This is a genomic window from Streptosporangium sp. NPDC005286, from assembly GCF_040607515.1.
In the GTDB taxonomy this organism is placed as follows: Bacteria; Actinomycetota; Actinomycetes; order Streptosporangiales; family Streptosporangiaceae; genus Streptosporangium.
Genome location: NZ_JBEXGU010000039.1, coordinates 15,552 through 42,157 on the forward strand (window position 1 = coordinate 15,552; position 26,606 = coordinate 42,157).

The following is a 26,606-nucleotide window of genomic DNA, read 5'->3' on the forward strand; positions in this document are numbered from 1 at the left end:
ACGCATTCGCCCAACGCACAAGCGCCACATCTCGCTCATCAGGTGGCTGGAGACGAACACCGTGCGGCCCTCCTCGGCCAGCGAACGCATCAGGTGGCGCACCCAGCGCACGCCGTCGAGGTCCAGACCGTTGACCGGTTCGTCGAACATCAGCACCTCCGGATCGCCCAGTAACGCGCCCGCGATACCGAGCCGCTGGCTCATTCCCAGCGACAGCCCACCGGCCCGCTTACCCGCCGCATCCGCCATCCCGACCTGCTCCAGGACCTCCGTCACCCGGCTCCGCGTGATGCCGTTGCTGCGCGCCAGCGCCCGCAGGTGCGCGTACCCGCTACGCCCGGGATGCAGCGCCCGTGCGTCCAGCATCGCGCCCACCGTCCGCAGCGGATTCCTGATCTCGTGGTACGGCACACCGCCGATCAGCGCCGTGCCCGCAGTGGGGCGATCGAGCCCGAGGACCAGGCGCATCGTCGTCGACTTGCCTGCCCCGTTCGGCCCGAGGAAGCCCGTGACCGTGCCGGGCCTCACGTCCAACGACAGGTCGTCGACGACCATCCGCTCACCGTAGCGTTTGCACAAACCTTGGAGACTGATCACGTCGGCCAACGCTAGGCAACCGACGGCCACGGCCACCATGGAGGCGAACCTCCGACTTCAATGGCGGGAAACCGTAAAGACCTGTGTCTCGATACGCGCGCCCCCTCAGTCGTCCTCCTCGGAGACGAAGCCCAGGATCCGCTCCACCACGAGATCCGGCCGATCCATCGGCAGTGCGTGTCCCGTCCGGGGCACGATTTCGACCCGGGCGGCCGGTACGAGGCGTGTCACCCGCTCCGCTGTCATGCGGGACCTGTGCAGGGCGCTGCGTGCGGCGAGCAGGCACAGGGAACGGGTCCGCAGAGTGCGCAGCTCGTCGTCGCTGAAGACCAGGGCGTTCGGCAGCCGGCGGCGGTATCGGGCGGCCGCCGGAATCAAGCTCATGATCTCCGTCTCCAGGATCGTGCCGTTGGCGACCAGGCGTGCCAGGCGCGGGCGGAGCGCACGGGGAGCCAGGCCCGCGAGCGCGCCCGCGAGCGCCCACCCGTAGAACCGCGGCCCGGGTAGCGCGAAACCTGCGGGATCGAGCAGGACGAGGGTGGCGATTCGGCCAGGGGTGTGAATCTCGTGGTTCATCGCCAGCCAGCCGCCGTAGGAGCAGCCGACGACGTGCGCAGCGTCCACGTTCAGGCCCGCCAGCACCTCGTCGAGCCACTTCGCGCCGTCCCGCCCGTCCTGTACGGGGGCCTCCTGGACGCTGGCGCCGGCCTCGCCGATCGTGTCCACGGCGACGATTGGATGGTGCTCGCCCAAGGGGCGTATGTACCGGTGCCACATCAGGGAGTTCCCACCGGCTCCCGACAGCAGCACGATGGGGCGCCCTCGGTCGCGCCCGGCCCGGTAGACACGGGTGGGGCCGAACGTGGTCGGCACATCTTCGGCCTTCACCGGCTCTGGCCACAGTTGTTGGAAGAGGCGCTCGTAGAGGTCCAGAAACCGAGTTCTGGCGTTGTCGTCGGTGAAACTCCCCAGGTTCATGATACATTCGTATCATAAAGGGAGGTGAGGCGCGCAATGCCCCTACGGGTCGACCACGAAGAGCGCCGGAGGCAGATCGCCGAGGCGGTGTTGCGCATCGCCGAGACCCAAGGACTCCAGCAGGCGTCCATGCGAGCCGTCGCCGCCGAGGCCGGTGTCTCGCTCCGCCTGGTGCAGTACTACTTCCAGACCAAGGACGCGCTCCTGCTGGATGCTCTGGCGCGCCTGAGCGGACGACTCGACGCCCGGGTACGGCAATCGATCGCGAGCGCCGAGGCCCCGCCCACGCCCCACACCATCGTGACGGCGGTCCTGACGAACATCCTGCCCATGGATACGGAAAGCCGTCGCATCGCCCGCACGTACGCCGCCTTCTACTCCCTCGCCCTCAGCGAACCGCAGTTCGCCGAGGGCTACCGCACCCCGGACACCCTCGAATCCTTCCTGGCACGGCAGATCCGGACCGCACTGGAGGCCGGTGACGTGCCGGCCGACGTGAATCCCGAGGTGAAGGCCGCCGGATTACTGGCCATGACCAACGGACTCGTCTCCAGCGTGCTGGGAGGGCAGCGCACGGCCGAAGCGGCGCTGACCATCCTCACCAGCCATCTCGACGAGCTCTGGGCGACGACTCATCAAGCCTGACCACGATGCGCTTCGGCCACCGCCGCCCAGACTCCGGGGCGCGAGCAGGTCTACTTACCCGGAGGACATGAGCTGAGCGCTCTTCTCTCGCCAAAGGCCGCGGCGCGGTGACTATGCCCCGTAGACCGGCTCGGGGCCGGGGGCCTCGGTGAGGAGTTCGGCGACGGCGTCGCCGATGTCGGCCGGGTTCCAGCGGGCGCCCCGGTCGACGCGAGGGCCGTGGCGCCAGCCGTCGGCGAGGGAGATGACGCCGCCCTCCACCTCGAAGACCCGGCCGGTGACGTGCCCGGAGGCGGCCGAGCCGAGCCAGGTCACCAGGGGTGCGATGTTGGCCGGGTCCATGACGTCGAAGCCGTCCTCGGGTCTGGCCATCATGGTGGCGAAGACCTCCTCGGTCATCCGGGTGCGGGCGGCCGGGGCGATCGCGTTCACCGTGACGCCGTAGCGGCCGAGTTCGGCGGCGGCGACCTGGGTGAGCGCGACGATGCCGGCCTTGGCCGCGGAGTAGTTGCCCTGGGCGACGCTGCCGAGCAGTCCGGCCCCCGAGGAGGTGTTGATCACTCGGGCGTCCACCGGATCACCCGCCTTCGAGCGTTCCCGCCAGTGCGCGCCCGCGTGCCGGAGCGGCAGGAAGTGGCCCTTGAGGTGGACCCGGATCACGTCGTCCCACTCCTGCTCGGTCATCGAGATCAGCATCCGGTCACGGACGAATCCGGCGTTGTTCACCAGTACGTCCAGCCGCCCGAAGGCGCTCAGCGCCGTCTTGACCAGCCGGTCGGCGCCGCCCCAGTCGGTGACGTCGTCGTTGTTGGCGATGGCCCGGCCGCCCAGGGCGTGGATCTCCTCGACCACCCGCAGGGCCGGGTCGCCCGACCGCCCGTCCCCCTCGCGGCCGGTGCCGAGGTCGTTGACCACGACCCTGGCCCCCTGCCGGGCGAACTCCAGGGCGTGCTCCCTGCCGATGCCGCGCCCGGCACCGGTCACGATCACCACGCGCCCGTCACAGATCCCACCCATGCCAGGGCTCCTTTCATCGTGATCATGCAGAGTTTCCCGGCTGTTCACCCGTCGTGTCCAGATGCGATCTCCCGCCAGGCGGGGATCTCGCCACCGCCGTGCACCGCGATCTCCGCGCCGGTCACGTAGCCGGGGACCGCCAGCCACAGGCACACCTCGGCCACGTCGGCGGGAAGGGCCATCCGGCCCGCGGGAACGGCGGCGCCCATCCGCGCGACCCCGTCGGGGCCGCCGTAGTGGTCTGCCGAGTCCTCCGTCTCGGCGAGGCCGACGACCACCGTGTTGACCCGCACCCGCGGCGCCCACTCGGCGGCGAGGCAGGCGGCCAGGTGGTGCAGGCCCGCCTTGGCCGCGCCGTACGCGGAGGTGCCCGGGGAGGGGCGGGTACCGCTGGAGCTGCCGATCATGATGACCGAGCCGCCGGAGGCGGCGAGCAGGGGGTGGGCGCGCTGCGCGACCAGCAGCGGGGCGATCAGGTTGAGTTCCACGATCCGGGCGTGCAGCCGCGGGGAGGTTCCGGCCAGGAGCGCGTACGGTGAGCCTCCGGCGTTGTTGACCACCGTGTCGAGCCTCCCGTACCGTTCCTCGACCTCGGTGACCAGCCGGTCCACGTCCGCCGTGTCGCGTACGTCGGCCGCGACAAACGCGAGGCCCTCGGGCAGGGTCTCCGGCTTCCTGCGAGCGCACACGACCACCTCGGCTCCGGCGGCCAGGAACGCGTCGGCGATACCCGCGCCGAGCCCCCTGGTGCCACCGGTCACCAGCACGACCGATCCGGTGTGGTCGTAGCGAACCCGGCCGGGTACTCCGCCACTTCCACGAGCCTCGGCGTCCACCTCGCCACGAGAGCCCGTCGCACCGTCCACACCGGCCGCGCGATCCGCATCGCCCTCAGCGTTCACAGCGCTCGCCTCCTCGCCCTCGTCCTCGAAGCGGTCACCCGGGGGAGCCTCCGGAAGACCGACCGCCGTCACATGCCCTCCCAGGTGGGCCGGCCGAGCCTCGAACCGGCCACCGGGATGCCTCCCGGAAGGTCGCCCGGCGGCAGCCGCCGGGCGCACTCCTGTGTCCGGCTGCCGCGTGCTACCGTACCAAGCAAGCGTTAGGTGCGAACAGTGAGGCGCGATGAGAATCATCCTTCACGGCGGTGGAGCGGTCGCCGAGGTCGTAATGGACGTGCCACCGGTCAACGCGTTACCCGTCTCCGGCTGGTTCGAGCTGGCCGAGGCCGTCCAGGAGGCCGGGCACGCGCCCGAGACCCGCGTCGTGGTACTGCGCGCGGAGGGCCGGGGGTTCAACGCCGGGGTGGACGTCAAGGAGATGCAGGCCACCAGCGGGCACGCCGCGCTGGTCGGCGCCAACCGCGGATGCTTCGCGGCGTTCGCGGCGGTCTACGAGTGCGAGGTCCCGGTGATCGCCGCCGTGCACGGTTTCTGCCTCGGTGGCGGGGTCGGGCTGGCGGGCAACGCCGACATCGTGGTGGCCTCCGACGACGCCTACTTCGGCCTGCCCGAGGTGGACCGGGGCGCGCTCGGCGCGGCCACCCACCTGGCCAGGCTGGTCCCCCAGCATCTGATGCGGGCCATGGTCTACACGTGCCGCACCGTCACCGCCGCCGAACTGCACGCCTTCGGCTCGGTGCTGGAGGTCGTGCCCCGCGACCGGCTGCGCGAGACCGCCTTCGAGGTCGCCGCCCAGATCGCCGGAAAGGACCCCTACGTCATCCGGCGGGCCAAGGAGTCGCTGAACGGCATCGACCCGGTCGATGTCAGGCGCAGCTACCGGTTCGAGCAGGGCTTCACCTTCGAACTCAACCTGATGGGCTCCGGTGACAGGCACCGCGACGCGTTCATCGCGAGAGGCAATGGCTCTGCGAGTCGGGAGCCGTCCGGCACGTCGCCGGTTGGAGAGGCGGACAGCCGGTGAGCGAGGAACGAAGCCGCCCGCGCAGCGAGGGAGGAGCGGTGAGCGAGCAGTGAGCAAGATCATGTCCATTGACGGCGTCGTCGGGGAACTGCGCAGTGGGATGACCGTCGGGATCGGCGGCTGGGGATCGCGTCGCAAGCCGATGGCGCTGGTCCGGGCGATCTGCCGGTCCTCTCTGGAAGACCTGACGGTCGTCTCGTACGGCGGCCCCGACGTCGGCCTGCTGTGCGCGTACGGCAAGGTCGCCCGGGTGGTCGCCCCGTTCGTGTCGCTCGACTCGATCCCCCTCGAACCGCACTTCCGGACCGCCAGGCAGGCCGGGACCGTGAAGTTCACCGAGTACGACGAGAGCATGTTCATGTTCGGCCTGCTCGCGGCGGCGCACCGGCTGCCGTTCCTGCCGACCCGCGCCGGGCTCGGCTCGGACGTGATGCGGGTCAACCCCGAGCTGCGGACCGTACGGTCGCCCTACGCCGGAGGCGAGGAGCTCGTCGCCGTCCCCGCGCTGACCCTGGACGTCGCGCTCGTCCATCTCAACCGGGCCGACCAGCGCGGCAACGCCCAGTATCTCGGCCCCGACCCCTACTTCGACGACCTCTACGCCAAGGCGGCCGAGCGCTGCTACGTCTCCTGCGAGCGCGTGGTGGACACCGCCGACCTGCTCAAGGAGGGGCCGGTCCAGTCTCTGCTGATCAGCCGATCCATGGTGACCGGCGTGGTGGAGACCCCCGGCGGTGCCCACTTCACCACCTGCGAGCCCGACTACGGTCGCGACGAGGCGTTCCAGAAGGCGTACGCGAGCGCCGCCACCGGCCCCGAGACGTGGCGGGCCTTCACCGGCCGCTACCTGTCCGGGGACGAGGCCGCCTACCAGGAGGCCGTACGCCAGTTTCGGGAGGAATCATGAGCGTGACCGTCGCCACGCGGGCCGAGGTGTGCGTCGTCGCCTGCGCCGAGGCGTTCAGGGGGGACGGGGAGATCCTGGCCGCGGGCATCGGCGGCGCGATCACCGTGCTGGCCGCCCGGCTGGCCCGGCTCACCTTCGAGCCCGACCTCATCACGCACGACGGGCTGTGCCTGCTGACCGGCGACGTGCCGCCGCTGGGACAGAGTCCACAGGTCGTCGAGGGCTGGCTGCCGTTCCGGGACCACCTGTGGCTGGTGCTCAACGGCAGGCGGCACGTCATGCTGGGAGCCAGCCAGATCGACCGGTACGGCAACAGCAACATCTCCTGCATCGGCGACTGGTCCCGGCCGAAGTCCCAGCTCCTGGGCGTGCGCGGGGTGCCGGGCAACACCGTGTGCTGCCCGACCAGCTACTGGGTCCCCCGGCACTCGACCCGGGTGTTCGTACCGCGGGTGGACATGGTCAGCGGCGTCGGCCACGACCGCGCGGCCGAGGCGGGGCCGAGCGCCCACCGCCACCACGACCTGCGCCGGGTGGTCACCGACCTGGCGGTGCTGGACTTCCAGAGCCCCGACCACTCGATGCGCCTGGCCTCGGTCCACCCGGGCGTCACCGTGGACGAGGTCGTGGCGGCGACCGGCTTCCCGCTGGCCGTCACCGGCGACGTCCCCGAGACCCGGCAGCCGACCGGCGAGGAACTCCGCGTCCTGCGCGAGGTCCTCGACCCCGGCTCACTCCGCGACCGCGAGATCCCCGCCTGACCTCCTCCCCACCACCGGAACCAGGGATTCCATCCCGCACGGACCCTGCCGGTCGATTCGTTCTCGATCTTCGCGACCTGGGTGTCCCGCATCGGATGACGAGACCGGCAGAGTCCTCGCCGGCCGGGCTTCCCGCCTCACCGCCAGCCGCCCGTCAGGAGAACTCCCATGACCTCGTACTCCGGCCCCGTCCCGGACCCGCCGGGACCCGCGACCGGCACGTCCGCATCGCGAAAGGAGCCGCCGGGGCTGGTGACCCGGCTCACCGAGATGGTCGGCTGCCGCCACCCCGTCGTGCAGACCGGCATGGGCTACGTGGCCGGGGCTCGGCTGGCCGCCGCCACCTCCGCCGCCGGAGGTCTGGGCGTCATCGCGGCGGCCACCATGCCCGTCGAGCAGATGACCGCCGCGATCCGGTCGGTCAAGGAGCGCACCGACGCGCCCTTCGGGGTGAACATCCGCTCCGACGCCGACGACGCCGGCGAGCGGATCGACGTCATGATCCGCGAAGGCGTACGGGTCGCGTCGTTCGCGCTGGCCCCCAAGCGCGAGCTGATCGCCCGGCTCAAGGACGCCGGGGTGCTGACGATCCCCTCGGTCGGCGCGCGCCGGCACGCCGAGAAGGTCGCCGCCTGGGGCGTGGACGCGGTGATCGTGCAGGGCGGTGAGGGCGGCGGGCACACCGGGGCCGTCCCCACCACCGTGCTGCTCCCCCAGGTCGTGGACGCGGTGGACATCCCGGTGATCGCGGCGGGCGGGTTCTGCGACGGGCGCGGGCTGGTCGCCGCCCTGTCGTACGGCGCCTGCGGGGTCGCGATGGGCACCCGCTTCCTGCTGACCTCGGACTCCACGGTCGGCGACGAGGTGAAGAAGGTCTACCTCGGCACCGCCGAGACGGTGGTCACCACGCGGGTGGACGGCGTTCCGCACCGCGTGCTGCGCACCCCGTTCGTCGACTCGCTCGAACGCTCGCGCCTGCGGCTGCTCCGCGCGGTCGCCAACGGGGCCAGGTTCAAGCGGCTGTCCGGCATGTCGTGGGCGGCGATGATCCGCGAAGGCCGCCGGATGCGGCACGGCCGGGACCTGACCTGGGCCCAGGTGCTCCAGGCGGCCAACACCCCGGTGCTGCTCAAGGCCGCCATGGTGGACGGGCGCGCGGACCTCGGCGTCATGGCCTCCGGGCAGGTCGTCGGGCTGATCGACGACCTGCCGTCCTGCGCGGAGCTGATCGACCGGATCATGTGGGAGGCGCACGCCGTGCTGGACCACCTGGACCACCTGAACCGTCTGGACCGTCTGGACCGGACGCCTTGATCCTGACGGTCTCGGCCCGGTGGGCCGTCCGCAACGAACCGGTCGAAGTGACTCCGCCGCTCCCTCCATCACCGCTTCGAACACCGGAACCGTGACAGGGCAGCGATTCACCTGCCGGGCAGGCCCCGCCGAACACCCTGGAGCCGACATGGCGGAGTGGGCGTGGCAGGCCGAGCAGGATCGGCGGGCCGGGTTCGGCGTGCCTCCGGTGGAGTGAGTCTCCGTCAGTTCACGGTCAGCCCTCGGGAGGCGAGGATCAGGGCGGCCTGGGACGGGCTGATGATCGCTCCGCGCAGCGATCGGAGCCGGGTGTCGTCGACCTCGCCGAGGTCCAGGCCGCGCAGGTCGGCCATGGTGAAGACCGTGTCGACGGTGCGGGCGCCGATCATGCGGCAGTCCTCGAACACGGCATTGGTGAAGTCGCAGTTCGACAGGTTGGCCTCGTCGAGACGGGTGCCCCGCAGGTGGGCGCCTCGGAACGAGCAGCCGATCAGGTCGGCCAGCATCAGGTTGGCACCGTCGAACCGGTAGCCGATGCCCCGGCAACCTGTCAGCACCGCGCCGATCATGCGGCAGCCGGTGAAGACGACGTCGGTGAGCAGTGCCCGCCCGAAGTTCGCACCCGACAGGTCGACGTCGGTGAAGGCCGCGTCGACGAGTTCGGCGTTCGCGAACCTGAGCCCCGCTCCCCCGCCGCCGGAGAAACGCGCCCCGTCCAGATCCGTACGGCGGAAGTCGGCCCGCTCCAGCACGCATCCCTCGAACGAGGCCCCCACGAGTGACGCCCCGCTGAAGTCGGCGCCGGTGAGGTCGCACTCCTTGAAGACGTAGGGTCCCTCGCCGGTCAGATGATCGCCGAGCGAGAGCCTCGCCAGATCGACCCCGTTGATCTCCCGCTGGTCCGCCAGCAACCGTGCCACATCCATCCGGCGATTCAAGCAGCCCGCCCCGACAGAATCACCGCGCCGTACGCCCCCGCGGGAAGGAGCCGGGTGTCGGGCGACACTCGCGCCGTCCGCCGGTCAGGTCCCGTTCTCGTCTCCGGCGAGGAGTTCGGCGGCCGCCTGGCCGCAGACGCGGGCGGATCCGTGGGTGGCGATGTGCACGGCGCCGAGGTCGGATCGGCCGGGCAGGCCCATCTCGACCACGACGGCGTCGGAGCGGGCGGCCAGCAGGTGCCGGAGTGCGTCGGTCTGCCAGGGGTGGCGGTGCGCGTCGCGGACGACGATGACCAGGGGGCGCCCGGCCGCGGTGGCGAGTACGGTCTCGATGGCGCTCCCGGTGGCGGTGGAGGCGTCCAGCCGGGTGACCGTGGTGCCGGGGAGGAGCTTGCCGAGCGGCTCGCCGACGCCCCAGGGGGTGTCCTTCTCGATGGCGAGGTTCATCTCGGGGGCGAGTTCGGCGACGTGTGGTGGGGCGGACAGGGGGAAGGCCGCGGTCGCGGAGCGGCGGGTGACCCGCAGCGCGCGCCGGGCCGCGGCCAGGCCGATCGACGCGTCGCCGGAACCGCCGGAGGCGGCGCGCGCGGGCGTGCCCCGCTGGGTGGTCGCGGTCCAGCGGGCGAGCTCGCGGACGCGGCGGGCGGCGTCGGCCAGCCGTTCCTCGGAGAGCCTGCCCTCGATCACGGCGTCCGCGATCGCGTCACGGACCGCGATCGCGGTCTCCTCTCCGGCGTGCTCGCCGCCCACGCAGATCGCGTCGGCGCCCGCGGCGACGGCGAGGGCCGAGGCGCCGCCGATGCCGTACGGGCCGGAGACCGCGGTCATCTCGATGCCGTCGGTGACGATGACGCCTTCGAAGCCCAGCTCGACCCTGAGCAGGTCGTGCAGGACCCGGCGGCTGAGCGTGGCGGCCATCACCGGGTCCAGGGCGGAGACGAGCAGGTGGCCGGTCATGACCGTGCGCACCCCCTGCTCGACGGCCGCGCGGAAGGGCCGCAGCGCCACGTCGCGCAGCTCCCCCGCGGTGGCGGCGACGAGCGGCACGCCGTGGTGGGAGTCGACCGAGGTGTCGCCGTGGCCGGGGAAGTGCTTGGCGCAGGCCGCCACGCCCGCCGACTGCATGCCCCGGATCCAGGCCACGGTGTGCCTGGCGACGAGATCGGGGTCCGCGCCGAAGGAGCGCAGGCCGATGACCGGGTTGTCGGGGTTGGAGTTCACATCCGCCGAGGGGGCGAAGTTGAGGTTGACGCCCGCCAGGGCCAGGTCACGGCCGAGGTCGGCGGCGATCTCCTCGGTGAGGCCGGTGTCGTCGACCACGCCGAGGGCGAAGTTGCCCGGCCGGGTGCTCCCGCCGGCCGCCTCCAGGCGGGTGACCTCGCCCGACTCCTCGTCGATGCCGACGAGGACCTGGGGGTTCTCCTCGCGGAGCGCGGCGGTGAGGTCGGCGACCTGGGAGGGGGTGGCGATGTTCCTGGAGAAGAGCACCACCCCGGCCAGTCCTTCACCGAGTCTGCGCCGCACCCAGTCGGGCGGGGCCTTGCCCTCGAAACCGGGAAGGACGACGGTCTCCGCCAGACGGAGCAGCTCTGGGCCGCGCTTCATTCACCACTCCTCGCCTGACGACCGGTCGGCGTCCCATGCCGAAGGCGCGCAGACCCCACGTTGTCCAGAACCTCCGGGGAAAGCGCTCCCACGGTGGCTTGGCGCAAATCTAATAGGAAAGTTTCCTAATTGCTAGTGGGCTGACCATTGGCCTTCGAGTAAAGGTTTACCGGGCCTCGACGAGGACGAGTCAAAGATCGGCCGACACGAAGCCTGGGCGCGACGTGACGGGTGCCCGATGCCGCGCGATACCTCCGGTGTCGCCGGGCACCCGTGGACGAGGCACTTTCCCTGGCCCGACGATCCCGCGTGGTTCACGCCGCGGACACCGGCGGCCTTTCCCGGCTGATCGCGTCGAGCAGCAGCGTGGCGGCCGCCGCCGCCCCGTCGGTACGGATCGTGCCGGCCACGGCACTCGCCCGTACGCGGGTCTCGGGGGCCAGGACCGTCCTGAGCGCGGCCGACAGGGACTCGATGGTGCGCCGGCGTCCAGGAACGCCACCGACTCGGCCGGGAACGGGCGTTCGTCCGGCCGACGTCAGGAGCTCGTCAGGATGACGAGTTGCCGGGTCGCTCGGGTCATCGCGACATAGCGGTCGACCGCTCCTTCGATGCCGTCGCCGAACGCCTCCGGGTCGATGAGGACGACCAGGTCGAACTCGAGCCCCTTCGACAGCTCCGGGGTCAGCGACCGGACGCGAGGCGTCGCCCGGAACGTGGGATCGCCGATGACGCAGGCGATCCCGTCGGCATGCGCGGCGAGCCAGGTGTCGAGGATCGAGCCCAGATCCGAAGCGGATCCGTGGACGACGGGGACGTCGCCGCTGCGGATGGAGGTCGGCACGTTGGCGTCCGGGAGCACGGCCCGGATGACCGGTTCGGCCTCCGCCATGATCTCTTCCGGTGTCCGGTAGTTGACGGTCAGGGAGGCCAGGTTGATCCGGTCGAGCCCGATCCGCTCAAGCCGTTCCTGCCACGACTCCGTGAACCCGTGCCTGGCCTGGGCACGGTCCCCGACGATGGTGAAGCTCCGGGACGGGCAGCGGAGCAGCAACATCTGCCACTCCGCGTCGGTCAGTTCCTGAGCCTCGTCCACGACGATGTGCGCGAACGGGCCGGCGAGCAGGTCCGGGTCGAGGGTGGGCAGCTCGGACTCGTCAACCAGATTTCGCTGGAGGTCCTCTCGGCGCAGCTGCGTCACGAGGCCTTCGCCGTCGTCATCGGCCTCGATCAGGGCGTCGACGACCTGGGCCATGCGCTCGCGTTGGGCGGCGAGAGCGGCTTCCTGCCGGCGCTTGCGTCGTGATGCCTCCGGGTCGCCGAGCCGCTGCCGTGCCGCGTCCAGGAGCGGCAGGTCGGACACCGTCCAGGCCTGGGCGTCCGCGCGCTGCAGCGCCTGAACGTCGTCGCGGCTGAGCCAGGGAGCGCACTTCCGCAGGTAGGCGGGTACCGACCACAGGTCTCCGACGAGGTCGGCCGCTTCGATCAGCGGCCACGCGCGGTTGAAGGTCGTGAGCAGCTCCCTGTCCTGCAGCAGCGACTTGCGGAGCAGGTGAGCCGGGGCGTCGTCGCCGTGCTTGTCCATCAGGATCGTGAGCAGTTCCTCCCAGATCTGGTCGCGGGCCTCGTTGTGCGGAGTGCCGGGGTCCGGTGCTTCGAACGCCTCGGCCCAATCGTCGGCACTCAGCCAGACGTCGGACCAGAGGGTGGTGACCGTCATCCCCTTGGTGGGCGGGTTCTCGTAGAACCTGACGGCAGGCTCGATCGCCTTCACCAGGTCCGCGGACGACTTCAGGCGGGCCACGTCCGGGTCGGCCTCGATCGCCGCTGCGGCTCCCTCGGCGACGAGGTCCCGCAGGGTGCAGGTCTGCACGCCCTCCTCGCCGAGGCTGGGGAGGACGTCGGCGACGTAGGCCAGGTACGGCTGGTGCGGACCGACGAACAGCACGCCGCCCCGGTGGTGACCTAGGCGAGGGTCGGAGTAGAGGAGGTAGGCGGAGCGGTGCAGAGCGACGACGGTCTTCCCCGTACCCGGACCGCCGTCGACGACGAGAGCGCCGCGCGATCCCGCACGGATGATGGCGTCCTGGTCGGCCTGGATGGTGCCGAGCACGTCTCGCATCCGGGCCGACCGGTTGTCGCCCAGGCTGGCGATGAAGGCGGACTGGTCGTCGAGCGCGGCGTGCCCGACAAGCCCGTCCGGGGTGAACACCTCGTCCCAGTAGTCGCTGATCCGGCCGCGGGTCCAGCGATACCTGCGACGGCTTGCCAGCCCCATCGGGTTGGCGTGGGTGGCTCCGAAGAACGGCTCGGCCGCGGGGGAGCGCCAGTCGAGCAGCAGCCGACGACCCGCGCTGTCCGTGAGGCCGAGTCGTCCGACGTACACGGGCTCGGGGTTGTCCGCGCTGACCATGTGTCCGAGGCACAGGTCCAAGCCGAAGCGACGCAGCGCGCGCAGGCGAGCGGTCAGCCGGTGGATCTCCAGGTCCCGGTCCATCGCCTGCCGGCCTTTGCCGCCGGGCGCCCTGCGTTCGGCATCGAGGCGGTCGGACAGGTCGGCGATCGACTGCTCAAGGCTCTCCGCGATGGCTGCGAAGTGCTGCTCGTCGCCGTCGATCAGCGTCGGGTCGGCCTTGGGGGCGAGGTGGTCGGGAAGGTCGAACGCACTGGTGGTCAGGGGGTTCATGGCATCAGCTCCGATCTGGGGTCGCTTGCGGCCATTGCGCGCGGCAAGGTGTCTGGACGAGCGTGACGAACCTGGTGGCCATGACGAGCAACGCTCCGCCTGACGTGGCCCCCGGCCGTTGCCGGTTCAGGTCGCCAGGGTTCGCAGGTTCTCGTGTTCCGGGTCCTGGATCGCCGATCCCGTGTGGTTCACGCGGACACCGGCGGCGGGTGGTACGGCGACGGCAGGGTGAGCTGCTGGAAGGTCACGGACACGGAGCGGATGCCCAGCTTCTCGGCCACCGACCGCGCGCCGGCCGCGGCCGGCATTATGCCGGTCGCCACCAACGCGTCACATCCCTCGGCCGCCGCGGTGACCACGTCGAACTGGCCGGCGATCAACTCGGCCGCGCGCCGGGGCAGGTCCGCCGCCGACGGCGGCGACGCCGTAGTCGTCAGCGCGCGCGCCGACCGGCCGACCGGCACCAGCGGCACGTCGACACCGGCCAACCGCTGCGCGAAGTCCTCGTCCGGCGGCGCGCACACCCGCACCTCCGCGCCGAGTTCCCGCAACCGCACCGCGAGTCCCACCAGCGGTTCGACGTCCCCGCGTGACCCATACGTCGACAACAACACCCGCATTTCGTATCCCCCGTTTCCGCAGGCTCTGGCCTCGGCCGACGATTCTGCGGCACGACCCGGGTCTTGTGGCAAGCCCCCCGGTGCGCTATACGTTGAGAGTGGAAAGGAGTGGGTACTCCCCTTTCCCTTCATCGTCCGCTGTGGACGGACGACCTCCTCGCGAAGCGGCGGCGCGCCGCGCTACACGACGGCTGGGGACACGTTCGGGAGCAGACCCCGGTGGGGCGGCCTCGCCGGAGGCGGTCAGAGCCGTTCGATGATCGTCACGTTGGCCTGGCCGCCGCCCTCGCACATCGTCTGCAGCCCGTACCGGCCGCCGGTCCGCTCCAGCTCGTGCAGGAGCGAGGTCATCAGCCGGGCGCCGGTCGCGCCGAGCGGGTGGCCGAGGGCGATGGCACCGCCGTTGGGGTTGACCCGGCCGGGGTCGGCGCCGGTCTCCTTCAGCCAGGCCAGCACGACGGGGGCGAACGCCTCGTTGATCTCGACGGCGTCGATGTCGCCGATCGTCATACCCGCCCTGCGCAGGGCGTACGCGGTGGCGGGGATCGGCGCGGAGAGCATCATGACGGGGTCGTCGCCGCGGGCGGAGATGTGGTGGATCCGGGCGCGCGGGGTCAGTCCGTGGGCCTTGACCGCCCGCTCGGAGGCGACGAGAAGCGCGGCCGCGCCGTCGGAGATCTGTGAGGAGAGTGCGGCGGTGAGCCTTCCCCCCTCGACCAGGGTCCTGAGCCCGGCCATCCGCTCCAGGCTGGTGTCACGGCGCGGGCCCTCGTCGGTGCAGACGCCCTCGTAGGGGACGATCTCGGCGGCGAAGCGACCCTCGTCGATCGCGCTGATCGCCCGCCGGTGGGACTCGTACGCGAACTCCTCCATCTCAAGTCGCGATATATCCCATTTTTCGGCGATCATTTCGGCGCCCCGGAACTGGGACACCTCCTGTCCGCCGTACCGGGCCTGCCAGCCCTTGGAGCCCGCGAACGGGCTGTCGAAGCCGAGCGCCTGCCCGGCGGTCATGGCATAGCCGATCGGGACCCGGCTCATGTTCTGCACGCCACCGGCGACGATCAGGTCGGCGGTGCCCGACAGTACCGCCTGGGCGGCGAAGTGGAGTGCCTGCTGGGAGGAGCCGCACTGGCGGTCGACGGTGACGCCGGGCACCCCCTCGGGCAGCCCGGCGGCCAACCAGCAGGTACGGGCGATGTCGCCGGCCTGCGGGCCGACGGTGTCGACGCACCCGAACACGACGTCGTCCACGGCCTCGGGATCCACTCCGGTGCGCCCGACAAGCTCGCGGATGGCGTGGGCGCCCAGGTCGGCGGGGTGCGCGTCGGCGAGACCGCCGTTCCTGCGGCCCACCGGGGTACGGACCGCGCCGACGATGTATGCCTCGGTCATTGTCTGAATCCCTTCGGTCTTCACCTGGCAACAAGCGTAGCAAGCGCTTGGTTAAAAACAGAAGCCGCGATGAGCTGGCGCGTTTCGGTGAACAAGCGATTGCGCAAGGGTTCATAATGGGGGTGTGAACACGCGAAAGAACTCCGGCGGCGCGACCACGACCCCGGTCAAGCGCCAGGGTGGGACCAAGCGCGCGGCCGCATCCGGCCCGGCGTCAGAGCGCCGCGATCATCTCGTCAAACTCGCCGCCGAGCTCTTCGCCCGCAAGGGCTTCCAGGCGACCACCGTCCGGGAGATCGCCGAAGAGGCCGGCATCCTCTCCGGGAGTCTCTACCACCACTTCGACTCCAAGGAGACGATCGTCGACGAGGTGCTGACCACCTTCCTCGACGACCTCGTCGGCCGCTACCGCGCCGCCCTGGAACAGGACGGCGACTCCCGCATGATCCTCTCAGAGATGGTGCGCATCGGGTTCAGCACTCTGGAGCCCCACCGCGCGGCGATCACCGTCATGCAGAACGACTGGAACTACCTGCGCTCACTCCCCGGTGACCGCTTCGACTACCTGGTCAAGGCCGAGGACGAGGTCGAGCGGATGTGGGTCGGGCAGATCAAGCTCGGCCAGGCCGCCGGCCTGTTCCGCGCCGACGTCGATCCCAAGCTCACCTACCGCATGATCCGCGACACCATCTGGGTGGCGGTGCGCTGGTTCCGTCCGGGAGGACGCCTCAACACCGCGGGTCTCGCCGAGCACTACATCACCGTCCTGTTCGACGGCCTGGCGACCGGCGAGCGGAGCAGCCAGCAGGCTTGACACCCGTGAGCGGAACCCCGCGCGGAGAGCGACGCGGCCTGTGAGAATCAAGCCGTCCGCGAAGCGAACGGGAAGTGGTGGGCGAGCGTGGAGATACTGCAGAAGGCCGTGCGCATGGCACTCACCGAGGTGGCCGACCCCGCCAAGGCCCCGGTCATGCGGGCCTACATGAAGTCGGAGATGCCCTTCCTCGGGGTGCAGGCCGCACCTCGCCGCGCGGCGTTGAAGCGGGTGTTCACCGAGTACTACGTGGAGACGGCGCCCGCGTGGCGGGAGGCGACGCTGGCCCTGTGGCACGGGGCCGAGTACCGCGAGGAGCGCTACGCGGCGATCGAGCTGACCGGTTTCCGCCTCTACCGGGGCTTCCAGACGCTCGACGCGCTGCCGATGTACGAGGAGATGATCGTCACCGGAGCCTGGTGGGACTACGTCGACGACCTCGCCGTCCACCGCGTCGGCGGCCTGCTCGCGGCCTTCCCCGACACCATGCGCCCCCTCATGCTGCGCTGGGCCCGCGGCACCGACCTGTGGAAGCGCCGGACGGCCATCCTCTCCCAGAACCGTTTCAAGGCCGCCACCGACACCGGCCTGCTGTACGCCTGCATCGAGCCGAGCCTGTCGGACAACGACTTCTTCGCCCGCAAGGCGATCGGCTGGGCCCTGCGCGAGTACGCCAAGACCAACCCCGACGAGGTCGTCCGCTACGTCGACCACACCGGCATCAGCGGCCTGAGCCGCCGCGAGGCCCTGAAGAACCTCCCGGCGCGGCGTTCCGGGTGATCGCGCCCCGAATCCCCCTCCAGGACCTCCACTGTCGCGGATAGCCGACGATGTCTCTCGGTATTCGAGAGCGTCAACGACGCCGACCGGGAATGTCGAGGCGGAGTGCCCCGGCGGGGCGGGGCCGCCGGGGCTTGGAGGGGTCAGCTGATCTTGAAGGAGTCGCCGTAGACCTTCCAGGACAGCGGGGTGTTGAGATCGAGATTGCCCTTGTTGAGGAAGACCCGCTGGGCGGTGTCGACGCGGCTGGTGTCCTCGTGAGCCTCCTCGGCCTTCATGGCGGCCTTGCGGGCGTCGAGGAAGGCGTGCAGGTACTTCGTCTCGTCGCCGCCCTGCGCGGGGGGCTTCGCCTTCTTCAGGGCGTTCTTGCGGATCGCGCTGAAGCTCTGCGGGCCGCCGCCGTCGCCGTGCATGACGATGGCGTCGTAGTAGGCGAACTGGCCGAGGGCGCGCAGGCCGTCCTTCTTTGCCTGGCTGACCGCGGGGTTGAAGTAGACCCGGTCACGCTCGTCGTGCTGGGCCTGCTGGAAGGCCGTGTCCTTGGCGGCGGTCTTCCAGTCCTTGGTGTAGTTCGGGTCGAGTCCCTTGTGGGAGGCGGTGCCGTCGACCTTGCGCAGGGCGGGGAGATACTTGGCGAGCACGTTCCCCGGCTTGCGCCGGGCGTAGAGCTCGACGAGGTCGAGCATGTCGCCGGTTCCGGAGCAGAAGCCGATGATCCCGGCGGTGTAGCCGCGGCCGTCGCCGATGTCCTCGATGTACTTGTACTGCGCCTTCCAGTCCAGCGAGGAGTTCTCGGCGCTGGACACCAGCTGCATGGCGATGTCCTTCTTGCGCGGGTCGTTGAGGTCGGCCGCCGCGGAGTCGGCGACCGGCCCGGCGGGCGCGGCGGCGGGCGAGAGCGTGGCCGCGTGCCCGACGCCGGCGGGGGCGATCAGGACCGGGACCGCGATCGCGGCCGAGGCCAGCAGGAAGCGCGGGGTGCGGCGGCCGAGGCGGGAGTCCGATGAGATGGACACGTGTCTCTCCAAGGGGATGGTGGAGGAACGATCTCTCCGATGACGGGACGCGGGCGGGGAGTATCTCGCTCGTTAGGAAACTTTCCTAACGAACCTAACCGCCAACAGGCCCCGCCAGTCAACCCGTTCACACGAATCGAACCTCAAGGCGGCCTTATGAAAGCCTCAAAAGGCTCAAGCGGCCTACTTGAGCGCGCCCGCGGTGAGGCCCTTCTGGATCTGGCTCTGGAAGAGCGTGTAGACGATCATCATCGGCAGGATGGCCATGCTCAGCGCGGCGAACAGGGCCGACCAGTCGGCGTCGTAGCCGGCCGCCGTGGAGATGTCGGCGATGCCCTGGGTGAGCACCCATTTGTCCCTGTCCGAGGTGAGCAGCACCAGGGGCAGCTGGTACTGGTTCCACTGGCCGAGCACGTTGAAGATGGTCACGCTGATGATGCCCGGCTTGGCCATCGGGAGCATGATCCGGAAGAAGACCCGGGCGTGCGAGGCCCCGTCCACGAAGGCCGCCTCGGCCACCGCGCCCGGCAGCGTCCTGAAGAACGCGGCGAGGAAGAAGACCGTGAAGGGCAGCGAGTAGGCGATGTAGACCAGCACCAGCCCGCCGTGCGTGTTCAGGCCGATGAACCGGCCGATCACCGGAACCGTCCCCATGTTCTGCACGACGAAGAACAGCGGGGTCAGCGCCAGGTAGACCGGGAAGGCCAGGCCGGAGACGAACAGCAGATAGATCGCCCGGTTGCCGCGAAAGCGGTAGCGGGCCAGCACGTACGCGGCCATCGAGCCGAACAGCATCGTGCCGAAGGTGCCGAAGGCCACCACCACGATGCTGTTGATCATGTACTGGCCGATGTGCGCCTGCTCCCAGGCACGAGCCCAGTTGTCGAAGCGGAGGGAGGCCGGCAGCGACCAGGCGTCGCCGAAGATCTCGTCCTCGCTCTTCACCGAGGCGAGGAAGGTCCACACGATCGGCACGACGACCAGGACCGTCCAGACCAGCAGTGCGACGTGCGTCAGGGCCGACAGGGGGCCGAGCCGCCTCCTGCGCTCCTCGCGGGCCCAGGCCCGGCTCCGGGGAATCACGGCGTCCGCCACTAGAACTCGATCCGTTCACGTCGCGACAGGCGCAGGGCCAGTGTCGCGAACCCGATGGTGAAGAAGAACAGCACCACGCCCATCGCGGAGGCGTAGCCGAACTTGAAGTACTGGAAGGCGGTGCGGTAGATCTCCGCCGCCATCACGGTCGTGGAGTGGTCGGGCCCGCCGTGTTCCGCCGTCATCACCCACACGATGGCGAAGACGTCCAGCGCGGCGATGCCGAGGTAGACCCAGCCGACCTGGATCGTGTCCCAGAGCAGCGGCAGCGTGACCCGCAGGAACAGCTGCACCCTTCCCGCGCCGTCGATCGCCGCCGCCTCGAACAGGTCGCGGGGGATGGAGGAGATGCCGGCGGAGAAGAGCACGACGTAGAAGCCGACGGCCTGCCAGACCAGCACGGCGAGAATCGACCAGAACGCGACCCTGGTGTCCGACAGGAAGCCGATCGGCTCGAACCCCAGGGCGATGAGCGGCGCGTTGAGCATCCCGCTGCGGTCGGGCCTGAAGACCTGCTGGAACAGTACGGCGACCACGGCGACGGCCAGCACCTGGGGGAAGAAGAACACCACCCGGTAGAACTTCGACCCCCAGATGCCCCCGGTGCCGCCCCGCCCGCCCGCGTTGAGCAGGAAGGCGAAGAAGAGCGCGATCCCCAGGGTCAGGATCGGCATCAGGACCAGCAGGATGAGGTTGTGACTGACGGCCTTCCAGAACACGTTGTCGGCCAGGAGTCGCTGGAAGTTCTCCAGACCCACCAGCCGCGGGCTCGCGTTCACCCCGCGCCAGTCGGTGAACGCGATGTAGAAGGCCTGCGCGTAGGGCGCGATCACGTAGATCACGTAGAGGGCCACCGGGATCACCAGGAATCCCGCGACGAACCGTGTCCTGCCGTGGTTCATGAGTGACTCGCCGTTCGGTGATCGGCCCGTCGCCGGGCGGGCCGGTGAACCGTGGACCTCAACGCGATCTCCTGCCTAGGGGTGGTGTCGGCACTGGCGTCCCCCGTTACCGAACGGGGGCGGACGTCAACGGTTGAACTTCTTCACCGAGGTGTCCTTCTTGATCGCGTCGGCCTTCCGCTGCGCGCGGTCCGCCCACGCGTCGACGGTCAGCTTGCCGGCCATGAGCTGCCCGGTCGCGGCGGCCACCTCGTCGTGCATCTCGACGTACCACTTGCGGAACAGGAACCAGACGACGTTGTCGCCGGCCGCGTTCAGCGCGGCCGAGGCGCTCTTGAGACCGGGCTTGAGCGTCTTGCCCTCCCCCGCGCCCTTGACGACGGTGAGCGTGGAGACCAGCTCCATGAACTTGCCCGCGCCCTCCTTGGAGAGCATGGCGCGCATGTACTCCAGACCCGCGTTGGGGTTGGCCGACTTCGCCGAGACGACGTACTCCTCGCCGGGCCTGGCGTGCAGGGTGCCGTACGGCAGCGCGTCCGAGGAGCCGAAGTCGGGCAGCGTGAACATCGCGTAGCCGAAGTCGGCCGGGGTGGAGTCCTTCTGCTCGTTCTCCAGCCAGGAGCCGCAGGGCAACATGGCGACCTGGCCCTTGCTGTGCGCCGTCTGGGTCTGCACGTGGTCGAGCCCCGCGGTGCCCTGGAGCAGGTACTTCGACCCGACCTCGGCGAAGGCCGCCGCGGCCTGCCTGACCGGCTCGGCCTTCCAGGCGCCGTCCTCGAGGTTGTCGATGTTCTTCAGCACGTCCCTGCCGCCGATCTTCGCGGCGAGCGTGAGGATGGTCTCGTAGATGTAGAAGGGGTGCTTGCCTGCGTAGGTGAAGGGCGCGATCTTGCCCGCCTTCTTGATGGTCTCGCACAGGGCCAGGAAGTCGGCCCAGGTCTTGGGGACCTGCCAGCCCTCGGCCTCGAAGAGCTTCTGCGAGTACCAGATGCCCCAGACGGTGTTGGCGTAGTTGAGGACGTAGGGCTTGCCGTCGTAGCTGCCCAGCTCGATCGCGTTCGGGTCGATCGTGTCGCGCACCTTGACCGCGGGGTCGTCCCAGCTGGGCGCGTCGTACAGCGGCGTGAGGTCGGCGAGCTGACCGTCCTGGACCAGGGCACCGAAGTCCATCGCGTTGGCACCGGAGTTGTTGATGAACTCCGGCGGGTTCCCACCGGCGAAGCGCGGCTGGAGGGTCTTGGCGATCTCCTTGGTCGCGTTGTGCTTGATCTCCAGCTTGGGGTGCCTGGCCTGGAGCAGCTTCTCGTGGACGTCCTTGGCGTAGGCGTCGCCGAAACCGCCGTCGAAGATCCAGATCTCCAGGGGCCTGTCCTCGGCGAAGCCGAGCGGGTTGGCCGCGCTGGTGGCCCCGGCGGCGGGTGCCGAGGACGCGGCGCCGCCGTTGCCCGCGGGGGTGGCGCACGCGGACAGGGCGGGCAGGGCGAGGCCGGCCAGGGCCGCGCTGCGCAGGAGCTCGCGCCTGGATAGCTGGGTCATGCTTCCTCCTGGGGGTGGCCTGGAAGTGACAGGCAGTGGTCAGGCACCTCGCCGGATCCTTCCGGCGTAGCGATTCTCGAGAACACGGTTGTGCTCGTCTCCGCCGGTCACATTGGCGGAGCGGTAGATCGGCGGAGTGTGGCCCGCCTCGATCAGCGTGCGCACCACCTCGGCCACGACCATCTGGGCCAGCAGCGCCGAGGTGATCGTGGAGACCGCCCCGAACGTGCCGCCGTCCGGGAGCGGGAGTACCGCGTCGCCGTACGGGGCGCGGTTGTCGAGCACCACGTCGGCGAGGTCGAGCAGCTTGCGGCCCGAGGGGTGGCGTGAGGTCATCGCGGTGCTGTGCCGTACGGAGGTCAGGGCGATCAGGCCGTGCCCCTGCTCCTTGACGATCGAGGCCAGCTCGACCACCGAGCCGTTCACCCCGGAGCTGGAGATCAGCACGAACACGTCCTGCGGCCGGACGGGCGCCAGGTCGTAGATCCGCCGGGCGACCGACGGATCGCGCTCCAGCTCGCCGGGGGCTCCGAGGAGGGTGCCGACCGGGGCGTCCCCGTACAGGACGACGTCACGCAGGGCCAGACGGTTGCTGGGCACCAGGCCGCCCGCGCGCCCGGCGATCTCCATGGCGATCGCCTCGGAGTGCCCGGAGCCGAAGGCCTGGATCACGCCGCCGTCGAGCAGGGAGGTCACCGTCAACGCGGCCGCGTCCCGTACCGCGGCCTCCTGGGTCCGGGAGACCTCGTCCACCAGGGCCTTCACCTCATGGACGTACTCGACGGCCCCGATATTGATGTCCACACTCAGTTCCTCTCCACACGGTGGCTCTCGAGGGCCCGGATCGTCAGCTCGAACGCCTCGTTGGTCTGCTCGTAGGTGCGCTGCGCGACCGCGACGTAGACGGTGTCGAGGACGAAGAGCTGGGAGTGGACCGCGGCCAGGCCACCCAGCCGGAAGGTGGTCTCGCGGCTGGCGGTAGTCAGTACCAGCTCCGACAACTCCGCCAGCGGGGAACGGGCGAAGGAGGTGACCGCGACGGTCAGCGCGCCCCGGTCTCCGGCCTCGCCGAGGGATTCCAGCACCTCGCGGGTGCGGCCCTGGTGGGAGATGCCGATGGCGACGTCGCCCTCGCCGAGCAGCGCCGCGTCGGCGAGCGCCTCGTGCGCGTCGGCGTGGCTCCAGCAGGGGACCCGGATGCGGCGCAACCGCCCGCCCATCATCCCGGCCACCGCCCCGCTGGTGGAGACCCCGAAGATGAGGACGCGGCGGGCCGCGACGATGGCCTCGGCGACCTTGGCGACGGTGCCCGCGTCGAGTTGGGCCGCGGTCTCCTGGATGAGCCGCGAGTCGGCGGCGGCCATCACGCCGATCGCCGCGTCGAGCGGGTCGGTGGGGCCGATCTCGTGGCCCACCCCCATGTCCCAGTTGGCCTGCGCCGCGCGGCCGGTCTCGGTGGCCAGCGCGACCCGTAGCCCGGCGTATCCCGCGAAACCGAACACCCTGCAGAAGCGGGTGACCGTGGCGGGCGAGCTGCCGCTCCGCTCGGCCAGCGTGATGATCGTGGATCGCGCCGCCTCCGCGGGGTCGGCCAGGATCGCCTCACCCACCCGGCGCAGCGCCTCCGGCAGCGCGGGCGTCTCGGTCTGGATGCGTCCGAGCGCACCTGCGGCCACAAGCATTCCTTTCATCAAAAATCATATGGGTGAAAATTATTCTCAACTCGGGGCCGCGTCAAGACCATCGGGGGCATGGTGGAGGGTGTGACGCCGGTGGCTCCGGAGTCCGCGGGAAAAGTTCCGACAACCTACGCCGCCCGTCGGGCGTCGTTCATGGCAGAGGTTCCAGAAAAGGAGCCGCCCGACGGAGGCGAACCCACGATGACTCGACGTCCGGCCGACACGCCGCCCCAGGTTTCCAGTGCGCACGTCCACGACGAGCTGGCCGCCCGGCGCGCCCGGCGCGCCCGGGACCAGAGACTGCGCAACGACCCGCACCTCCGGCTGCTCGAACGCGAGCACGGAGTCCGCTTCACGGTCGAGGAGCTCCAGGCCGTGGACCGGCAGGCCCAGGAGGCGGGGGCGCCACGCCACGAGGAGCCGACGCTGGACGAGGAGACGCGCTCCCTGCAGCTGCTCGTCTGGCGCCGCCTGGGCCCGAGGGGGTTCCAGGGGTTCATGCGGGATCTGGAGGAGATGGAGGCCGAGCTCGCCGGCTCTCGGGAGGACGACTGGGACGAGTCCAGCTGAGCCCGTCCGGCCCCGCGCCCGCCGCGCCCCGCCGAGTGGCCGACCCGGCGTGGCCGGCACTCGCCCACCCCCCGCGCGCGTCGCGGCCTCAGCCGGGGCGGACCAGCAGGGCCGCGCTGCCGTAGCTGCCGCCGAATCCGGTCACCAGCGCGGTCTCGCGACCCGCTCTGAGTTCCCTTACGGCCTGGGCCACGTTGTTCAGCCCGTGCACGTACCCCTCCGACAGCAGGCCGCCGTGCGGATTGACCCCGGCGTGGCGGCGGGCGAGGAGGAACTCGCCCAGCTCGGCCCGGCCGGCCAGGCCGAAGTCCTCCAGCTGCCTGGGCACCAGCCAGGAGTAGGCGTCGTAGAGCAGGGCGACGTCCACGTCCCGGGGCCGCATGCCCGACGTCTCCCACAGGGGAGCCGCGACATGGGCGGAGAAGACCGCGGTGACGTCGGGCGAACGGTCCATGGACGAGCAGCCCGGCCCCCCTCCCCTGACCACGGCGTGGATCCGGGGAGCCTCCGGGGCGAGCCGCGCGTCGCGGATCACCAGCGCGCAGGCGCCGTCCGTCTCCTGGCAGCAGTCGACGGTCCGCAGCGGTGCGCAGACGTACGGCCTGGCCAGGTACTCCTCCAGCGAGAGCGGATCGCGCCGCAGGGCGCGCGGGTTGGCCGCGGCGTTGTCGCGTGACTGGGCGACGACCGCGTGCAGATGCTCCTCTCCCAGACCGGTCTCGTGCAGGTAGCGCTGTGCCGCCAGGGCGAACATCGGGATCGGTCCCGCCATCCCGTACGGGACCGTGAAGCGCTCCTGCGGACCGGTGGAGACGGTGTTCATGCGCCTGCCCGAGCGGCCGTTCAGCGCCCGGTAGACCAGCACGCTGCCCGCGACGCCGCAGGCGATGAGCATCGCCGCGTCGCCGAGGATGGACGCCGTCTGGGTACCGCCGCCGGAGATGTCGTTGTGCCAGCCCAGCCTTTCGATGCCCAGTGCCCTCGCGACACCGACCACGGGGGCCGAGTCGTTCATGTGGTAGCTGAGGACCGCGTCGACCTGCCCGGCCTCCAGGCCGGCGTCGGCCAGCGCGGCGCGGGACGCCTCGACGGCGAGTTCCAGCTCGGTCCTGCCCGAGGCCCGCGTCAGGGCCGTCATCCCGAGGCCCGCGACGGCCGCCCTACCTCGCATCCGGCTCCTGACAGATCGGGTCGCCCGCCGGGACGGGGCGCGATCCGTCCCGGCGGACGACGTCCGTGGACCGCCGGGACGTCGTGGACGCGGGCGGATCTCGGCCATCGCCCGTCACGGTAACGCGACCATCTGTCTTAGGCAAGCGCTTGCTCGGTTAAGTGGGCGGCGGATTGGCCGGGGGCTCCGGACCGGCCGCCCTCGACCTCCGCCCACCGTTCCGCGGCACGCCGTTTCCTCCGCGATGGACGTCTACATCGCGCCAATCGTCCGGTAAAAGGGCAGCTCACAGGGGCAGAGAATGGCATGTGCGGTTTTCGGGGCGGCCGCTGCCTGCCCGGATGAGGCTGGGTAACACTCTGTTCACATACGGGCAACAGTTGCGAAATCGCGACTTGCGAATCTTTGGTGGCAGCAGACACCTCCACCCTCAAGGACTCCGCCGATGACCTTCAAGGCCGAATACATCTGGATCGACGGTACCGAGCCGACCGCCAAGCTCCGCTCAAAGACCAAGGTCATGGCGGACGGTGCCGAACTCCCGATCTGGGGCTTCGACGGGTCCAGCACCAACCAGGCCGACGGTTCCTCCTCCGACCGCGTGCTCAAGCCGGTGTTCACCTGCCCGGACCCGATCCGCGGCGGCAGCAACGTGCTGGTGCTGTGCGAGGTGCTCAACCCCGACATGACCCCGCACTCCAGCAACGCCCGTGCGGCCCTCGTCGAGGTCGCGGAGAAGTACGCCGACCAGGAGTCGTGGTTCGGCATCGAGCAGGAGTACACCTTCTTCAAGGAGGGCCGTCCGCTCGGCTTCCCGCTCGGCGGCTTCCCCGCCCCGCAGGGGGGTTACTACTGCGGCGTCGGCGCCGACGAGGTCTTCGGCCGCGAGATCGTCGAGAGGCACCTCGACTACTGCATCGAGGCGGGCCTGGCCATCTCCGGCATCAACGCCGAGGTCATGCCCGGGCAGTGGGAGTTCCAGATCGGCCCGGCCGGTCCCCTGGAGGTCTCCGACCACATGTGGATCGCCCGCTGGCTGCTCTACCGCACCGCCGAGGACTTCAACATCGCCGCCACCCTGGACGCCAAGCCGGTGAAGGGTGACTGGAACGGCGCGGGCGCGCACACCAACTTCTCCACCAAGGCGATGCGCGAGGGCTACGACCCGATCATCACCGCCTGCGAGGCCCTCGCGGCGAACGCCCTGGAGCACGTCAAGTACTACGGCGCCGGCATCGAGGACCGTCTCACCGGCCTCCACGAGACCGCCCCCTGGAACGAGTTCAGCTACGGCGTCTCCGACCGCGGCGCCTCGGTCCGCATCCCGTGGCAGGTCGAGGTGGAGAAGAAGGGCTACATCGAGGACCGGCGTCCGAACGCCAACGTCGACCCCTACCTGGTGACCCGCCTCATCGTGAACACCTGCTGCTCCGCTCTGGAGAAGGCCGAACAGGTCTGATCCCGACCGAAGAACGCGAAGGCCGCGAACGTCCTGCCGGGGGCGTCCGCGGCCTTCCGCTTTCCCGGTGGCGACCGCACAGCGGCCGGTACCGGCCGGACCGAAATAGCGCAGCCCAAATAAAAGTAAAATGTCGGTATACCGCCCGTCGGGCCGTTCCGCGCCCCCGCCCCCGGCGGGAGCGGCTTCTCGCCC

25 protein-coding genes and 1 pseudogene are annotated in these 26,606 nt (G+C 70.4%); 10 read left to right on the plus strand and 16 right to left on the minus strand.

Annotated elements, in window-relative coordinates:
* Positions 1-27: 27 nt before the first annotated feature.
* Both ABZU75_RS16855 and ABZU75_RS16860 read right to left on the minus strand, forming a co-directional pair.
* Positions 28-597 (minus strand): annotated as a pseudogene (locus ABZU75_RS16855) (ATP-binding cassette domain-containing protein); the annotation flags it as partial.
* A gap of 105 nt (positions 598-702) precedes the next feature.
* Complete coding sequence (locus tag ABZU75_RS16860; protein WP_355554842.1) at positions 703-1,575, minus strand: alpha/beta fold hydrolase; 873 nt, start codon at positions 1,573-1,575, stop codon at positions 703-705.
* Between the two features lie 24 nt (positions 1,576-1,599).
* Between ABZU75_RS16860 and ABZU75_RS16865 the strand changes: the two genes are divergently transcribed.
* On the plus strand, positions 1,600-2,220 hold the full coding sequence (locus tag ABZU75_RS16865) for a TetR family transcriptional regulator C-terminal domain-containing protein (protein ID WP_355554844.1): 621 nt from the start codon (positions 1,600-1,602) through the stop codon (positions 2,218-2,220).
* Between the two features lie 111 nt (positions 2,221-2,331).
* Here ABZU75_RS16865 and ABZU75_RS16870 read toward each other — a convergent pair whose 3' ends face one another.
* Together ABZU75_RS16870 and ABZU75_RS16875 are read right to left on the minus strand one after the other, a co-directional pair.
* Entirely contained in the window at positions 2,332-3,237 is a 906-nt protein-coding gene (locus ABZU75_RS16870) for an SDR family oxidoreductase (protein WP_355554846.1), read from the minus strand.
* Positions 3,238-3,281: 44 nt separating this feature from the next.
* A complete protein-coding gene (locus ABZU75_RS16875; RefSeq protein ID WP_355554911.1) occupies positions 3,282-4,073 on the minus strand; it encodes an SDR family oxidoreductase in 792 nt (263 codons plus the stop codon).
* Positions 4,074-4,362: 289 nt separating this feature from the next.
* On the opposite strand from ABZU75_RS16875, the gene ABZU75_RS16880 reads away from it, so the two are divergent.
* From ABZU75_RS16880 to ABZU75_RS16900, 5 genes are all read left to right on the plus strand, one after another.
* Positions 4,363-5,163, plus strand: a complete 801-nt coding sequence (locus ABZU75_RS16880) for an enoyl-CoA hydratase family protein (protein WP_355554848.1) — start codon at positions 4,363-4,365, stop codon at positions 5,161-5,163.
* Between the two features lie 61 nt (positions 5,164-5,224).
* The gene (locus tag ABZU75_RS16885) at positions 5,225-6,070 is read left to right on the plus strand and encodes a CoA-transferase (protein WP_350952370.1); all 846 of its coding nucleotides are present in this window, start codon (positions 5,225-5,227) and stop codon (positions 6,068-6,070) included.
* Complete coding sequence (locus tag ABZU75_RS16890) at positions 6,067-6,831, plus strand: CoA-transferase (protein WP_355554850.1); 765 nt, start codon at positions 6,067-6,069, stop codon at positions 6,829-6,831. Before ABZU75_RS16885 ends, ABZU75_RS16890 begins: the two co-directional genes overlap by 4 nt.
* A 168-nt stretch (positions 6,832-6,999) precedes the next feature.
* On the plus strand, positions 7,000-8,145 hold the full coding sequence (locus ABZU75_RS16895; protein WP_355554853.1) for a nitronate monooxygenase: 1,146 nt from the start codon (positions 7,000-7,002) through the stop codon (positions 8,143-8,145).
* 91 nt (positions 8,146-8,236) lie between these two features.
* Positions 8,237-8,362: a hypothetical protein gene (locus ABZU75_RS16900; protein ID WP_355554855.1), complete on the plus strand. Its 126-nt coding sequence runs from the start codon at positions 8,237-8,239 to the stop codon at positions 8,360-8,362.
* A gap of 7 nt (positions 8,363-8,369) precedes the next feature.
* Here ABZU75_RS16900 and ABZU75_RS16905 read toward each other — a convergent pair whose 3' ends face one another.
* The 5 genes from ABZU75_RS16905 to ABZU75_RS16925 all read right to left on the minus strand — a co-directional run bounded on the left by ABZU75_RS16905 (position 8,370) and on the right by ABZU75_RS16925 (position 15,389).
* Positions 8,370-9,071 (minus strand): pentapeptide repeat-containing protein, encoded by a 702-nt coding sequence (locus ABZU75_RS16905; protein ID WP_355554857.1) that lies wholly within the window; start codon positions 9,069-9,071, stop codon positions 8,370-8,372.
* Between the two features lie 96 nt (positions 9,072-9,167).
* On the minus strand, positions 9,168-10,688 hold the full coding sequence (locus ABZU75_RS16910) for a glycoside hydrolase family 3 N-terminal domain-containing protein (RefSeq protein ID WP_355554859.1): 1,521 nt from the start codon (positions 10,686-10,688) through the stop codon (positions 9,168-9,170).
* A gap of 538 nt (positions 10,689-11,226) precedes the next feature.
* A complete protein-coding gene (gene helR / locus ABZU75_RS16915) occupies positions 11,227-13,374 on the minus strand; it encodes an RNA polymerase recycling motor ATPase HelR (RefSeq protein ID WP_355554861.1) in 2,148 nt (715 codons plus the stop codon).
* Positions 13,375-13,562: 188 nt separating this feature from the next.
* Positions 13,563-13,994 carry a glycosyltransferase gene (locus tag ABZU75_RS16920; protein ID WP_355554863.1) on the minus strand — a complete coding sequence of 144 codons (432 nt, stop codon included), beginning with the start codon at positions 13,992-13,994 and terminating at the stop codon, positions 13,563-13,565.
* A gap of 243 nt (positions 13,995-14,237) precedes the next feature.
* Entirely contained in the window at positions 14,238-15,389 is a 1,152-nt protein-coding gene (locus ABZU75_RS16925; RefSeq protein WP_355554865.1) for an acetyl-CoA C-acetyltransferase, read from the minus strand.
* Between the two features lie 124 nt (positions 15,390-15,513).
* Here ABZU75_RS16925 and ABZU75_RS16930 point away from each other — a divergent pair, with 124 nt between their 5' ends.
* Entirely contained in the window at positions 15,514-16,203 is a 690-nt protein-coding gene (locus ABZU75_RS16930) for a TetR family transcriptional regulator (protein ID WP_355554867.1), read from the plus strand.
* An 87-nt stretch (positions 16,204-16,290) separates the two neighbouring features.
* Complete coding sequence (locus ABZU75_RS16935) at positions 16,291-16,983, plus strand: DNA alkylation repair protein (protein WP_350952271.1); 693 nt, start codon at positions 16,291-16,293, stop codon at positions 16,981-16,983.
* A 143-nt stretch (positions 16,984-17,126) separates the two neighbouring features.
* Here the strand turns inward: ABZU75_RS16935 and ABZU75_RS16940 are convergent, their stop codons facing one another.
* From ABZU75_RS16940 to ABZU75_RS16965, 6 genes are all read right to left on the minus strand, one after another.
* Complete coding sequence (locus ABZU75_RS16940; RefSeq protein ID WP_355554869.1) at positions 17,127-17,999, minus strand: chitosanase; 873 nt, start codon at positions 17,997-17,999, stop codon at positions 17,127-17,129.
* A 183-nt stretch (positions 18,000-18,182) separates the two neighbouring features.
* A complete protein-coding gene (locus ABZU75_RS16945) occupies positions 18,183-19,094 on the minus strand; it encodes a carbohydrate ABC transporter permease (RefSeq protein ID WP_051751340.1) in 912 nt (303 codons plus the stop codon).
* A complete protein-coding gene (locus ABZU75_RS16950) occupies positions 19,094-19,996 on the minus strand; it encodes a sugar ABC transporter permease (RefSeq protein WP_350912864.1) in 903 nt (300 codons plus the stop codon). The genes ABZU75_RS16945 and ABZU75_RS16950 overlap by 1 nt, the downstream gene beginning before the upstream one ends.
* Before the next feature lie 126 nt (positions 19,997-20,122).
* The gene (ngcE, locus tag ABZU75_RS16955; RefSeq protein ID WP_355554872.1) at positions 20,123-21,532 is read right to left on the minus strand and encodes an N-acetylglucosamine/diacetylchitobiose ABC transporter substrate-binding protein; all 1,410 of its coding nucleotides are present in this window, start codon (positions 21,530-21,532) and stop codon (positions 20,123-20,125) included.
* Positions 21,533-21,571: 39 nt separating this feature from the next.
* Positions 21,572-22,336, minus strand: coding sequence for an SIS domain-containing protein (locus tag ABZU75_RS16960; RefSeq protein WP_355554874.1), 765 nt, complete (start codon positions 22,334-22,336; stop codon positions 21,572-21,574).
* A 2-nt stretch (positions 22,337-22,338) separates the two neighbouring features.
* Complete coding sequence (locus tag ABZU75_RS16965; protein WP_343980466.1) at positions 22,339-23,223, minus strand: MurR/RpiR family transcriptional regulator; 885 nt, start codon at positions 23,221-23,223, stop codon at positions 22,339-22,341.
* A 189-nt stretch (positions 23,224-23,412) separates the two neighbouring features.
* Here ABZU75_RS16965 and ABZU75_RS16970 point away from each other — a divergent pair, with 189 nt between their 5' ends.
* Positions 23,413-23,781, plus strand: a complete 369-nt coding sequence (locus tag ABZU75_RS16970; RefSeq protein ID WP_355554877.1) for a hypothetical protein — start codon at positions 23,413-23,415, stop codon at positions 23,779-23,781.
* A gap of 88 nt (positions 23,782-23,869) precedes the next feature.
* Here the strand turns inward: ABZU75_RS16970 and ABZU75_RS16975 are convergent, their stop codons facing one another.
* The gene (locus ABZU75_RS16975) at positions 23,870-24,952 is read right to left on the minus strand and encodes an acetyl-CoA acetyltransferase (RefSeq protein WP_350952265.1); all 1,083 of its coding nucleotides are present in this window, start codon (positions 24,950-24,952) and stop codon (positions 23,870-23,872) included.
* Between the two features lie 445 nt (positions 24,953-25,397).
* Between ABZU75_RS16975 and glnII the strand changes: the two genes are divergently transcribed.
* A complete protein-coding gene (gene glnII / locus ABZU75_RS16980) occupies positions 25,398-26,411 on the plus strand; it encodes a glutamine synthetase (RefSeq protein WP_355554879.1) in 1,014 nt (337 codons plus the stop codon).
* The last annotated feature ends 195 nt before the right edge of the window (positions 26,412-26,606 follow it).